Origin of the sequence: Paenibacillus taihuensis, assembly GCF_003386535.1 — a bacterium.
Classification (GTDB): domain Bacteria; phylum Bacillota; class Bacilli; order Paenibacillales; family Paenibacillaceae; genus Paenibacillus_Z; species Paenibacillus_Z taihuensis.
In genome coordinates this window covers 13,802-27,566 of record NZ_QTTN01000048.1, presented here as the reverse complement: position 1 = coordinate 27,566, position 13,765 = coordinate 13,802, and the positions used below count along the sequence as shown (strand labels likewise).

Sequence of the window (13,765 nt, the reverse complement as noted above, 5' to 3'; positions counted from 1 at the left end):
TTCATTCTATTATAGCTCGCTATTCGGATCAAAATCTGCCACGATCAGCACATCCATATGACGCGTCCGCCGAATAAGCTTGTTCACGACGGAGCCTCTTGCCAATCGTTCCCACAGCGTCTGCTTCGACTGACCTATGACGAGCTGAGTCGCGCCGAGCTCATCGGCTTTCGCAGCAAGCACTTGCGCGATTTGCTTGTAGTCGCACCGTGCCTGATGCACGATAAATTTGCCGCCCAAGCGCACCGTGAGCTTCTCAAGCGCAGTAAGCCGCTGCTTCAGCTCTTCGGACAGCTCTGCTTCAACCTGAACATAGTTCACATACCAAGCCGCCTTTAACCGGTATGCCGTACGGAACCCGCGCCGAATCAGCCGCTCGGCATACGGGGTACTGTTCACGCCGATAAAGATCACTTCCTGCCGCCGCCATGGACCGCGCAGCGAGCTCGTTCGCTCGATCGACTCCAGCCGCTCGTCAACATCGTCGGCGATTTCACGCAGGGCCAGCTCACGCAGCGCAATGAGATTGCCTGTCTTGAAGAAGTTGCTCAGCGCTTGATCGACCTTCGTCATCGCATAGATTTTGCCTTCGCGCATCCGTCTTTGCAGCGCTTCCGGCGCCACGTCAATCAGCTGCACCTCATCGGCAAGCTGAAGAATATGATCCGGAACGGTCTCGCGGACCCGGATGCCCGTAATTTGTTCAACGGCATCGTTCAAGCTCTCCAGATGCTGCACATTGACTGTCGTAATGACAGATATGCCCGCTTCGAGAATTTCAAGCACATCCTCGTACCGCTTCTTGTTCTTGCTCCCCGGCACATTCGTATGCGCTAGCTCATCGACGAGCACGACCTCCGGACAGCTCCGGATGATCGCTTCCGTATCCATCTCCTCAAGCTGAACATTTTGATAGCTGATCTTCTGTCGCGAGATGAGCGGCAAGCTCCCGATCTGCTGCTGCGTTTCCTGCCGATTATGCGTCTCCAGCAGTCCAATCTTTACGTCGACGCCCTTCCCCAGCAGATCGTTTCCGTCGCGCAGCATCATATACGTCTTGCCGACGCCAGGCGCCGCGCCAATGTACACCTTGAACTTGCCGCGCCGCATATGGCCGATCCGCTCTTCCACTTCCTCCGAGCTCAGACGGCGGTACTTTTGCTTCTCCTTGGAGGCTGACAGATGAGCAGGCAGTACTCTTTCGCCGGCATGCGCGGCAGAGTCGGCAACAAGAAACAAATCCATATTCCGCGCCATGCGCAGCATCTTATTGACGACGGAGCCCTGCCACAGCTCCTGCCATCTCGTTTGTTTGGAATGGCCCATCACGATACGGGTGACATGATGCTGCAATGCATAAGCCATCAAGGTATAAGGAATCCGCCTTCGCCCTGGGAGAGGCAGCTCCTCGAACCCGCCTCCAACCTTCTCCACGAGCTTCACCATGCTTCTGCGAAAAGCAGCCTCTTCTTTCGACAGCGACCTCCGGAAATCCCGATAGGTCACGACCAAGAGTTCACCGTTCAGCCGTTTCGCAATTTGCTGCCCTCTGCGCACATAGATTGATCCGTTCCAATGGTATTGCGTCGTCACCAGGATGCGCTCTGCCGCGCCGGACGGACCGACCAGCCCAAGCTCCTCGCGATGCTCATTCAGCGATACGTTCACATCCTCCGCCACAACCCGAAGCGCCAGCTCACGCAACACGCCCAGGTTGCCGCGTTTGAACAGAGTCGCGTCCTTATTGCCGCGAAGATTGCCCTCCGCCAGCCGATTCAGAATCGCCTCCGGCGTCACATCGATGAGACGGACTTCATCCGCAAGCTCCAGCGTATCTGCTGGGAGCGTACACTCGGGCGCAAAGCCAGTCAGCTTCTGGGCAAGCTCCGTATAGCCCTCCAGTTCATAGACGTTAACGGTTGTAATGACGCTGATATGATGGGCGAGCAGAACCTGTATATCTTCCAGCCGCGTCTCAAACATGGCGTCCGGCCTGTTGCAATGCGCCAGCGCGTCCACGAGCACGACCTCCGGATTGCGCTCCAGCAGCGCATCGAGGTTGAGATCCTTCTGCTCCACGCCATCCTTCATCCAATGAATGCTCGGCACCCGCTCCAGATCGCCCAGCTGCTCTACCGTCTCCGGCCGCTGCAGCGTAGATACGGCGCAGATGACGACATCGATGCCCTGTTTCTTCAGCGTATTTCCTTCCCGAAGCATGTGATAGGTTTTCCCCGATCCGCTAACCGGACCGATGTATATCTTGAGCGTACCGCGATGAAGCTTCGATATCGATAGCAAAATCTCTTCCGGCGTCTTTCGTTTAAAGCTGTCCATGCCCACCGATCCGTCCCCCTCCCTCAAACATCACGAAAGCCACCCCCATCTAGCGGGGGCGGCTATGCTGCTGTACTGCGTTAAGGCTTCTGCACCATTTTCAGCATTTCTAAATTGATCTCAAGCACATTCACGCGCGGTTCCCCGAACACGCCGAGCTGACGGCTCTTCGTAAGGCGATCCACCAGAGCATTCAAATCCTGCTCGCTAATGCCGGACGCCTTGCTGATTCGCGGCACTTGCGCCTTCGCCCCTTCCGGCGATAGATCCGGGTCGAAGCCGGAGCCTGACACCGTAACGAGATCGGCTGGAATGTCGGTCAGACTCGGATTTTCTTTGTGCAATGCATCAATTTTCTCCTGAATCGACTTCACGTAATCTTCGCTTGCGATCATCATATTGGAGCCTGCCGAAGCAGTCGGATCATACTTGGCATTCGACGCTCTCGGATGGAACAGCTTCGGTGACGCAAAATCCTGGGCGATTAGCTCGGACCCGACAGGCTGCCCGTTCACTTCAATGAGACTTCCCTTCGCTTGCTTAGGGAACAGTACGCCGGCAGCGCCTGTCGTAACAAGCGGGTATATGAGCCCGCACAGCAGCATCAGGACAATCGATGCGCGAATAGCGGTTAGTGCTGAATTCATAGTTAATCGTTCCCCTTCCTATACAAGACTGAGCCCATGAAGTATAAGGTCAATCAATTTAATGCCTACGAACGGCACGATTACACCGCCAACACCGTATAGCAGCACATTGCGAGTAAGCAGGCTGTCAGCCGTGGATGACCGGTACTTAACGCCCTTCATCGCAATTGGGATAAGCAGCGGGATAATGATCGCGTTAAAGATCAGCGCGGACAGTATCGCCGACTTCGGTGAAGCAAGGTGCATAATGTTCATCGCATCCAGCTGCGGCATTGCAAGAATGAACATCGCCGGAATGATGGCAAAATATTTCGCGATGTCATTGGCAATCGAGAACGTCGTCAGCGCGCCGCGAGTAATGAGCAGCTGCTTGCCGATTGATACGACGGAGAGCAGTTTCGTCGGATCGGAATCAAGGTCGATCATATTCGCTGCCTCTTTCGCGGCCATTGTACCAGAGTTCATCGCCAGACCTACGTCAGCTTGCGCAAGCGCCGGTGCATCGTTCGTTCCGTCTCCTGTCATCGCTACGAGCTTGCCTTCTTGCTGCTCTTTCTTTATCGCAGCGATCTTATCTTCCGGCTTCGCTTCCGCTATGAAATCATCAACACCGGCTTCAAGCGCAATGGTTGCCGCAGTAAGCGGATTATCACCCGTACACATGATCGTCTTAATCCCCATCGCCCGAAGCTCAGCGAAACGCTCCTTCAAGCCTGGCTTAACGGTATCCTTCAAGTAAATAACGCCTACGATTCGGTTGCCAGCGGCCACCGCCAGCGGCGTGCCGCCCGCTCTTGCAATTCGGTTCGCAATCTCCTCTAGATCATTCGGAATGACACCGCCGAGCGCAGATACATATTTCTTAATCGCATCAACGGCGCCCTTGCGGATCTTCACGCCGCCAGGCAGATCAAGGCCGGACATACGCGTCTCCGCCGTAAACTCTATGATCTCTGCGGAATCATATTCTTTATTCGCCCATACTCCGCCTTGTTTATTCGCAAGCTCGACAATCGAACGGCCTTCCGGCGTCTCGTCTTTCACAGACGATTGCAGCGCAACGAACGTGATCTCCTGCTGAGTAACGCCTTTCACCGGAGTAAACTCAGCAGCCATACGGTTACCGTATGTGATTGTACCCGTCTTATCGAGGATGAGTGTATCGATATCCCCTGCTGCCTCAACTGCCTTACCTGACATCGCGAGTACGTTAAACTGCGTTACCCGGTCCATACCCGCAATACCGATCGCCGATAACAAAGCACCGATTGTTGTTGGGATCAAACAGACAAGCAGCGCAATGAGCGTTGCGATATCCAGATCCACATTCAAGTACTTCGACATCGGTACCATGGTGATAATAACGATGATGAAGATCATCGTCAGTACGGCAAGCAGCGTCGTCAGCGCAATTTCGTTCGGCGTCTTCTGCCGCTTCGCCCCTTCAACGAGCGAGATCATACGGTCCAAGAAAGATTCGCCCGGGTCGGTCATTACCTTCATGATTATATAGTCTGACGCAACTCTTGTTCCACCTGTTACAGAGGAGAAGTCGCCCCCTGCTTCCTTGATGACCGGTGCAGATTCACCCGTAATCGCGGACTCGTCGATGGATGCGAGCCCTTCAATGATTTCGCCATCCGTCGGAATGATCTCACCGGTGTCGACACGGACGATATCGCCCTTCTTCAGCTGCGTCGAAGGAACTTGCTTCATCGTGCCATCTTTCAGCAGCACCTTCGCCATCGTTTCCGACTTCGTCCGTCTCAGTGTATCGGCTTGTGCCTTACCACGGCCTTCCGCAAGCGCCTCGGCAAAGTTGCCGAATAGCACAGTGAACAACAGGATAAGGAACACCGCCACATCATAGCCGCGGCCGACATGATCCGCTCCGAACAAGTCCGGCGAGATCGATAGCAGCAATGTAATCACAGTACCAACCTCTACGATGAACATGACCGGATTTTTGATCATGACCGCAGGATTTAATTTCTTGAAAGCATCTATGACTGCCTGGGAGGCAATTTCTTTGGTTATTAATGATTTTCGAGTAGACATCGTGATCCTCCTCAATTCCTAGTGCGGCATAGCCAAATGCTCGGCAATCGGTCCGAGTGCAAGCGCCGGGAAGAACGTAAGCGCTCCGATGACGAGAATGATCATAATCAGAATGCCTGTAAAGAGCGGCGTATTCGTACGCAGCGTTCCTGTCGTTACTGGAACGACCCGCTTCACAGCCAGAGATCCCGCGATCGCAAGCATGGCAATGATTGAAATATAGCGGCCGAACAACATGACGAGTCCAATGCCGATATTATAAAAATCGGTGTTGGCATTCAGACCGGCAAACGCCGAGCCGTTATTCGCAGCACCGGACGTGAACGCATAGAGCACTTCAGACAAACCGTGCGTACCGCCATTGCTAATGGAGGAGGTCCCCGCATTCGTCGCCAGCGCAAGCGCAGTCGGCGCCAGAATAATAAACGGATGAATTAGCAGCGCAATCGCTGCCAGCTTCACTTCCTTGCCCTCTATCTTCTTGCCCAGAAACTCCGGCGTCCGTCCAACCATCAAGCCGCAAATAAAGACGGACAGAATGAGGTACAATAACCCATTGAGAAGCCCTACGCCTTTACCGCCGAATACGTTGTTCAGCATCATTTCGGCCATCGGCACGATGCTGCCTAGCGGCGTTAACGATTCATGCATATTGTTGACCGAGCCTGTTGTTGCTGCAGTCGTTACCGTTGTGAATAGAGCGGATTCCGATATGCCGAAGCGGACCTCTTTACCTTCCATATTACCGTGTACTCCTGCCGCATCCAGCGCAGCAACGCCGCGGTATTCCGACACGAAGATGACGGACAGCATGACGAGGAAGATAAGTCCCATCGCCGTGAACACTGCCCAGCCTTGTTTCTTGTTCCGGATCATCAGTCCGAACGCATAGACAAGGGAAGTCGGCAACAGCATCATGCATACAATGTGAACCATATTCGTAAGCGGCGTCGGATTCTCGAACGGATGCGCAGCGTTCGTGCCGAACCATCCGCCGCCATTCGTACCGACGTGCTTGATCGCTTCAAGTGAGCCGATAAGTCCCCGCGTAATGGTTTGCTTCGCACCTTCCAGTGTTGTGACATCAACCGCACCTTGGAACGTCTGCGGAATGCCTTGGAACACAAGGAACAACGCGACCAAGAAGCTGAGCGGCAGGAAGATCCGCGTAATGCTTCGCACAAGGTCGACGTAGAAGTTGCCGAGATTGTCTTGGCGGCCAACTAATCCGCGAATAAACGCAATGGCGAGCGCGAAGCCGGTTGCCGCCGACGTAAACATCGGGAATGTAATCGCAAGCAGCTGCGATAGATACGACAGACCATTTTCGCCTGAATAGGACTGCCAGTTTGTATTTGTAATGAAGGACGCCGCCGTGTTGAAAGCTTGCGCCGCTCCCATATTGCCAATGCCATCCGGATTCAGCGGGAGGCTTCCTTGGAGTCGGAGCACAAGATACAGCAGGAGCATCATTACAAAGTTACTTGCTAAGATCGCCCCGACGTACTTCTTCCAGCCCATCGCCTCATTTTCGCGCACGCCCATCAATCGGTATAACAGCCGTTCCCCTGGACCGAATATACGATCCAGCCATGTTTTCTCTTGCCCGAATACTTTGACCATGTAAGTGCCCACCGGCTTCACCAGCAGCATAATGATGACGAGCGTCAGGGCCACTTGAATAAATCCCATACCCATATGACATATCCTCCGCTTAACGTTTTTAAAATTTCTCTGGTTTGACTAACACAAATCCGAGATATACGAGCAGCAAAGCTGCAATGATTCCAACGACGACCATCTCGCTCTTACCCCCTTACGCTCTCTCACAGAACTTCTTGAATCCCCAGAAAATCGCAAATGCCGCAATGAACAATACAACCATCGTGACATCATTAACCATGCTTCTCCTACCCCCTTACAGATGAGAACGAGCCTATGGAATACCGTTTACTTCCAGCTTTTATATGATGCGCACTATGCTCGTTTACCATCCAGACGGACCCACGTCTTTTTCCCCCTCGCTGGCATAGCCAAATTTTAAACCGATTCGCTGTAAAAACGGGGTAAAGAAACCTGATGCGGCGTGTAAAAAAAATATAAAAATGGCGCTGCACCTCCCTCAAAACGAGACATAGGCCTCGGTATGATCGAACAAATAGGTTCTGTTCCAAGCTGCGCCGGTCTGCTCCATATGAGTCAATACCGCTTCAGCGAGACAGACGCGCGCAGCCCCCCATGTATCCTGGTGAAGATGAATGAAATCGAGTCCTTCTTGAATCGTCATTCCCTTCAATCTCTGAAACACAACTGCCCACTGGATAAAATCTCCTCGGAGCTGCGTGCTTGGGACTGCGAACTCGCTGCAACCGCACGAGCCGTTACTTGCCGTGACGCTGAGCAAGCCGCACATGCAGCTTCGATTATCAAGGTGATAGCGCGCTTCGCTAAGCTCTCTATCGAACCGGTGCAGCTCTATCGTTCTTATCTGGCAACCTTCCATTTCTGCTCCACTCTCCTATACTCGTAACGGCGTTGAACGGTACTGACACATCTTAAACCTCTTTGCTGTAAAAGCGGGGTAAAGAAGAGGGCGGCCCGCGTTAAAAGCGTATAAAAATGCCGCTGATTCCATTGTCGATCCCATTGCCTCCATATGCCTTCTTCCTTCTAGACAGCAAATGGAAATAGAGCGTATGCTAGAGAGGTACCCGTAAACTGGAAAATTTTCTGCTACTTAAGGAGTGCGACGCAATGTCTAACCGAACGAAAATAACCGTAATTGTGACAACCATTTTCGTACTGCTTGCTTCTGTCATTGCGATTTCCGTTTATCAAACGAACGATCTTCGGAGAACGATAAATAAAGTGGAAACGAACTGGATGCCGAGTATTGCGAAAATCACCATTTTGAAGGATGAATTCACGCAAATACGAGTGGATCTGCACACAATCTTGCTTACGGATAGTAAAGAAACGCAGCAGCAGTACGCGGAGCTGATCCGGAAAGAGCAGGAACAGTTCAAGACGAATTTTGAAGGCTACTCGTATTTGAACAATTCGACGAAGGAAACGGCCATCTATCAGCTTGTAGGCAAGTTCACCGACTCGTACTTCCAAACCGGACAGCTTATTATTGATGCAGTTCTGGCAGGAAAGCATGAGGACGGGCTTGCCCTACTCGCCGAGCTGTCGCCGACGCGGCAGCAAGCGGACACTGCGCTTTCGAAATGGGTCGACTACAATTTGAGCGGCACGCAGCGCGATGTCGAGAAATCGGCAAACCAACAGATGTTAAGCCAAACGACGGTCATTATGATCAGCGTGCTGGCAATCGTGATCGGTGCCGTCTTCCTGCTGGTGAACCGTTCCATTCGCCGTCGGGCGAAACGTGATCTGTCGCTGGAGAAGGAGAAAGCGCAGCAGTATCTCGATATCGTCGAGGTCATTATCGTCGCCTATGATCCGGACGGCCGGATTACACGGATTAATCGTGAAGGCTGCCGATTGCTGGGAAGCTCGGAGATAGATCTGCTTGGACTGAATTGGTTCAACAATGCGTTGTTTACGTTCGATGAGCACGAAGGCGCGATCCGGACGTCGGCCGGTGAGATACGATATATTTCCTGGAACAATACGATCGTTCGCGACGAAGCCGGGCAGATGATCGGGACACTGCGGGCGGGGATGGATATCACCGAGCGGAAGCAAGCCGAGGAAGCGCTGCATCATTATAAAGGGCATTTGGAAGTGCTTGTTGAGGAGCGGACGACGGAGCTTGAGAACAAAAACGCGATGCTTGAGGAAGCGAAGGAAGCGGCGGATACGGCGAATCGCGCGAAGAGCGAATTCCTCGCCAACATGAGCCATGAGATTCGCACGCCGATGAACGCCGTCATCGGGCTTAGCTATCTGCTTCAGCAAACAGAGTTAACGGAGCAGCAGAAGGGCTACGTGGACAATACGATCCTATCCGCAAAAAATCTCATTACACTCATTAACGATGTGCTCGATTTCTCCAAGATCGAAGCGAACAAGGTGGTCATGGAGCAAATCGTGTTCGATCTGTACGAGGTGCTGAACCAGATTTCGAATCTGATCAGCATTAAAGCGTTCGACAAGGGGCTGAAGCTGCACTTCTCGATTCACCCTGACGTGCCGCAGATGCTCATCGGCGATCCGTTCAGACTCAATCAGATCCTGCTTAACCTGTCTAATAATGCAGTTAAATTTACGGAAGAAGGCGAAGTGACGTTTGAAGTAAAGGTACAACAAAAGGACGAGCGCGGCGTTACGCTCGCCTTCGCGGTTCGGGATACAGGCATCGGCATCTCGCGCGAGCAGCAGGACAAGCTGTTCCGCCAGTTCACGCAGGCCGACATGTCGACCACGCGCAAATACGGCGGAACCGGGCTTGGCCTTGTCATCAGCAAAAACCTCGTCGAGCTGATGGGCGGCTCCATCGAGGTGCAGAGCGAGCCTGGCGAAGGCAGCTGCTTCTCGTTTACCGCGCAGTTCGGACGCAGCACCGGCGATGCGATTGCTCTCCAGGAGCAAGAGGACGTCAAGCTGAAGTACTTGCGCGTCCTGCTTATCTCGAACAATATCGAGATGCAGCAGGTGCTGAAGAAGCAGCTTGAGCAGTTCCAATGCGTCGTCGGCACTGCGGTGACCGAGGAGGATGCATTCGATAATATTGCACGCAGCGGCCGCTATGACCTTGTCATCGTCGACTGGATGCTGCAGCCTGCCGATGCCTTGCAGCTTGCCGAGCGGATCAAGATCGCATTCGCGGCGCCGCTCCAGGTCATCGTGCTGATCAGCGCATACCACGAGCCGGGCTTGCTGCAGGCCGAACAGTCGCAGGCAGTCGAGAAGGTGCTGCACTATCCCATCAGCCAGTCTCAGCTGTACAACGAGATGATCAGCCTGTTCAGGCAGCATTTTCAGACGAAGCATCAGTCGCCGCAGCATGTGAAGCAGTCGGACAAATACACCGCCCTTCGCGGTACTCGCGTGCTGCTTGTCGAAGATAACGAGATTAATCAGCTCGTAGCCAGAGAGATTTTGCGCGAGATGGGCATTCATGTTGATGTCGCGGAGAACGGACAAGAAGCGGTCGAGCTGGCGCAGCGTGATCCCTATGACGCCATTCTCATGGATCTGCAGATGCCTGTCATGGATGGGTTTGAGGCGACACAGGCGATTCGGGGTTTAGCAGCGGGCCGAGATACACCGATCATTGCGATGACCGCCGATGCCATGAAGGGCGTCAAAGAGCAAGTGCTTGATGCCGGCATGGATGCCTATATTACGAAGCCGTTCGATCCGATCCAGCTGTTTAGCATTTTGCAGCGTCTCATTCAGACGTCGAAAGTGAAGGAACCTACGCATAGTTGAAATGTATGGAAGCACCGCATCCGGAGGCATGAGCGCCTTTTGGAACTGCGGTGCTTCTTTCGTCTCACGGGACTTTTAGACTATGAACCTTAGAACTAGAAAAAGAGGATTTTGCCCCCTTCGTGTCGAATGATTAGAATACTTGTAAATGTTTGTACCGAAGGGAATTGGGAATGGTATGCCTGCAGCACGCGTAAGGCCGAAGCCTTCGAATGAGGGCGGTTTCACCTTAGTCGAAATTTTAGCCTCCCTCGTCGTCATTGCTATTGCGGGACTCGCGATGACGGCTTTTTTTGTTCATGCGCTCTCGTACGCGAAGGGCAACCAGAATAAGACTGTTATGATCAACCTCGCGCGCAATACGTTGTTCTATATGCAGAAGGAGTCCAAGTTCGATAAAGTGAAAGATTTCTTCTCCGCCCAGAATAACAAGATTGATTCGGCCGGCTGCCCTGTTGTAAGCAGCTCCTGTACCGAGTATGAGACGCTCGTAAAGGACTCGCAAACACTCGTCTACATTTTGAACCCTAAAATTAATGGTATCCAATACGATGTCACGATAAGCTATCAGGAAAAATTGCATAGTGACCTGGACTCGAATACCGACAGCGCTACTGCAGACGGGGGACGAATCGGCACCTACTTGCTCCCCATTAAGGTAGAGGTTGAAGAAGTGCTCAAGAACGATAACGGGCAGGCTGTAGATCCGTCCAAGCGAAAGCGCACGGAAGTGGAGGGATATATAACCGATGAATCGATTCGTTAATTTCTATCAGCGCCTAACTCAGCGCCTCCGCAGTAACGGAGGTGAGCGAGGCTTCACGCTAATCGAGCTTCTTGCCTCCCTCACGCTGCTATCTGTCATTATGGGTGTCATCTACTCTTCGATTACATTCGGCTTGAACACGTATCACAAAGTACGTATTCAGAACGAACTGCGCGACGAAGGCGATGTGATTATGTCCACCATCATTAGCGAGCTGTATCAGGTCGGCCCTACCCGGATATCGCAAACTGATCCCTACCATCAGTCCATGGTCCTTACTCTTCCGGAGATTCAGTCTGAGGATGGATCTGATAGCTCCTCCGTGCTAGAACCGATTCAGATCAGGGCTGTCAAGCAGGCGGATGGTACGGATAAAAACACGCTCGTTATTGGTAGCGGCGTAAACGAGCGCATAATCGAAGCACAATCTGACATTGTTGTGGACCGCACCGATCCTAGTGCCTCTTCTATCACAGTGTCCTGTATGAATAACGATGCAGCCAACGGCTGTGGCAGCGGACTCATCGAAATTAAGTTGAAGCTGCGTCAGGAGTTTGGCAATAAGAATTACGATCTTGATCTGGAGAGCAGATTCGGATTTTAAAGAAGGAGGCTGTTGATCAATGTTGCGCACCATGTGGCGGGAAGAACGAGGCTCCGCCTTGCTGCTCGTCGTATTTATGATTCTCCTCTTCGCGATGCTCGGTGTCGCTGTCCTTGGCGCTACCATTGGCGGCGCAACGCGGGCACAGAAGTCCGAGGACAATCTGCAGACCGTCCATCTGGCAGATAAAGCGCTGAGCGAAGCAGTCGCGCATATTATGGCGCAGTTCAATGACCAGTCGATCAACCCCACTCAGATCACCCAGCAAGCCGAAGATTTCGTGGGTAAGTTTAATGACTATAGCTGGCGTGATAACTCCGATCTTGATAAGGCCAAGAGCCCTGAATACCAGATCAAGAATATTTGTTTGTTAGACGTGCCGTCCGATATCTCGAAGCAAGGTCTCTACTGTGCAGACCATCAAACAGCGGATAATCCTGCAAGCGGCAATGAGACAACGTATCTAACATCACTGCGCGTTACTGCAGAAGCTGTCGTGAACGGCGTGAAACGTGACCTCACGCAAGAAGTGACGCTCGATACATTCCCGGATTTCTTGAAATATTCAATGGGCTCCGAAGGCAACGTTAATGTTAACGGTGCCCCCCTCTTCATCGGCAGCATCTATGCAGGCACACAGTTGAGTATCCGAAACGCTGCCAATTACGTTTACCATAGCAATCAGAACTTAGCAGATACGCAGTATCTTTATGTGGTACCGTCAGATAACACAACACCGATCAATGAACTGTTTGACGATAACGGAGATCCGATTGAAAGTGGCAAAATCCAAATTCAGACGGACAGCACGGTACAATATTACATAGGTGATAGTCCGACGTCTCAGGATCTTCCGCAAAACTCGCAGTCGCCGCAATTTCATGGCCTCGAGCCGCAGATCGAGTTTTCCGAGAAGAAGAAGTTCATCTCGATTGAAGTGCCCGACACGTTTGTCGATAAAGCTTTCGATGCGCTTGGCGCGGATGGGACTGTAGATTACATGCTCCGGGATGCGCTGATGCATGCCTATGACGACCATCCGATTAATCCAGCGGACGAGCTCCTTAACCTGCTGAGGGACTATTTCAGAACGATCTATTCCAATCAGAACAGGGTGCTGACGGTACCGTCGAAGCCGGCAGCCGGTGCATCTGACGAGGATGTTACCCTGTACCATCAAGCGATGAGCAAATTGAATGATAGCCTTAGTCATCTATCCGGCCCGCTTTATATAGATGGCGATCTAACGATTGGCAAGGACGGACTTAGCAAGATTTACTATGACCATGAAAAGACGGTAAATGATTGGCTAGTCGTAAATGGCGATTTAACGATCGACAATGATGATCCGAACACAACGATTCCAATCCGGGCAAATATCTTGGTCAAAGGAAACATCCATCTGGCAGGAAAGCTTGAAATGGATTCAACGATCTACTCTTTAATAGATAGTAAAACCAGCAAGAATGAAATCGCTGATGCCCAGATTCGCGGCTTGACTATTAACGGTGTAAAGCGCGAGCTTGTCATGATTGCGAACTCGCCGATTGATATTTACCGGGTCGATTCCTTCCAGAACCTCGACCCTGGCGGCTATAGCAAGGACAGCCCCAATACACTGGATGCCTTCTTCTATACGGATAAGGAGGCGGAGCTCTACGGCGTAGGCTCTCTCTTCTGGCTTCATGGCGGCTTCTTCGCTAAGGATGGGATGACGATCAACGCTGTGCTCGGCAACACGAGCCAAGTGCCGAATCAGAACACATTGCAATTCGAACCTCAGGATGAAGCGGACGGCCTCAACCTGAAGAATGCCCGCTTCGTCATTGACTATGACCGCGATATGTTCAAAACCCAGGGTGTCGGGTTGCCTCGCGTCAACAAAGTCAGAGTGCACATCGGGCAGAAGAAGCTTGTCCCTGCATCATAGCTTCTAATAAAAAATGGTGGTGC

Annotated in this window: 10 protein-coding genes; 4 read left to right on the top strand and 6 right to left on the bottom strand. The window is 52.2% G+C overall.

The genetic code is table 11. From position 1 onward, the window contains the following. Positions 1-9: 9 nt before the first annotated feature. The 6 genes from A8990_RS27140 to A8990_RS27115 all read right to left on the bottom strand — a co-directional run bounded on the left by A8990_RS27140 (position 10) and on the right by A8990_RS27115 (position 7,545). On the bottom strand, positions 10-2,337 hold the full coding sequence (locus tag A8990_RS27140) for a universal stress protein (RefSeq protein WP_116192183.1): 2,328 nt from the start codon (positions 2,335-2,337) through the stop codon (positions 10-12). An 80-nt stretch (positions 2,338-2,417) separates the two neighbouring features. Beyond that, positions 2,418-2,984: a potassium-transporting ATPase subunit KdpC gene (gene kdpC, locus A8990_RS27135; RefSeq protein ID WP_116192164.1), complete on the bottom strand. Its 567-nt coding sequence runs from the start codon at positions 2,982-2,984 to the stop codon at positions 2,418-2,420. An 18-nt stretch (positions 2,985-3,002) separates the two neighbouring features. Further along, the gene (gene kdpB / locus A8990_RS27130) at positions 3,003-5,042 is read right to left on the bottom strand and encodes a potassium-transporting ATPase subunit KdpB (protein WP_116192163.1); all 2,040 of its coding nucleotides are present in this window, start codon (positions 5,040-5,042) and stop codon (positions 3,003-3,005) included. 18 nt (positions 5,043-5,060) lie between these two features. Beyond that, positions 5,061-6,734, bottom strand: a complete 1,674-nt coding sequence (gene kdpA / locus A8990_RS27125; RefSeq protein ID WP_116192182.1) for a potassium-transporting ATPase subunit KdpA — start codon at positions 6,732-6,734, stop codon at positions 5,061-5,063. Positions 6,735-6,765: 31 nt separating this feature from the next. Next, positions 6,766-6,843 carry a potassium-transporting ATPase subunit F gene (locus tag A8990_RS32850; RefSeq protein WP_116192181.1) on the bottom strand — a complete coding sequence of 26 codons (78 nt, stop codon included), beginning with the start codon at positions 6,841-6,843 and terminating at the stop codon, positions 6,766-6,768. 321 nt (positions 6,844-7,164) lie between these two features. Next, positions 7,165-7,545, bottom strand: a complete 381-nt coding sequence (locus A8990_RS27115; protein WP_116192162.1) for a hypothetical protein — start codon at positions 7,543-7,545, stop codon at positions 7,165-7,167. Between the two features lie 251 nt (positions 7,546-7,796). On the opposite strand from A8990_RS27115, the gene A8990_RS27110 reads away from it, so the two are divergent. From A8990_RS27110 to A8990_RS27095, 4 genes are all read left to right on the top strand, one after another. Continuing rightward, positions 7,797-10,442 (top strand): response regulator, encoded by a 2,646-nt coding sequence (locus tag A8990_RS27110; RefSeq protein ID WP_116192161.1) that lies wholly within the window; start codon positions 7,797-7,799, stop codon positions 10,440-10,442. A 178-nt stretch (positions 10,443-10,620) separates the two neighbouring features. Beyond that, positions 10,621-11,208, top strand: a complete 588-nt coding sequence (locus tag A8990_RS27105) for a type IV pilus modification PilV family protein (RefSeq protein ID WP_181909803.1) — start codon at positions 10,621-10,623, stop codon at positions 11,206-11,208. Then, positions 11,192-11,812, top strand: coding sequence for a PulJ/GspJ family protein (locus tag A8990_RS27100; protein ID WP_116192159.1), 621 nt, complete (start codon positions 11,192-11,194; stop codon positions 11,810-11,812). Before A8990_RS27105 ends, A8990_RS27100 begins: the two co-directional genes overlap by 17 nt. Positions 11,813-11,831: 19 nt before the next feature. Continuing rightward, entirely contained in the window at positions 11,832-13,742 is a 1,911-nt protein-coding gene (locus A8990_RS27095) for a hypothetical protein (protein WP_116192158.1), read from the top strand. Positions 13,743-13,765 lie beyond the last annotated feature (23 nt).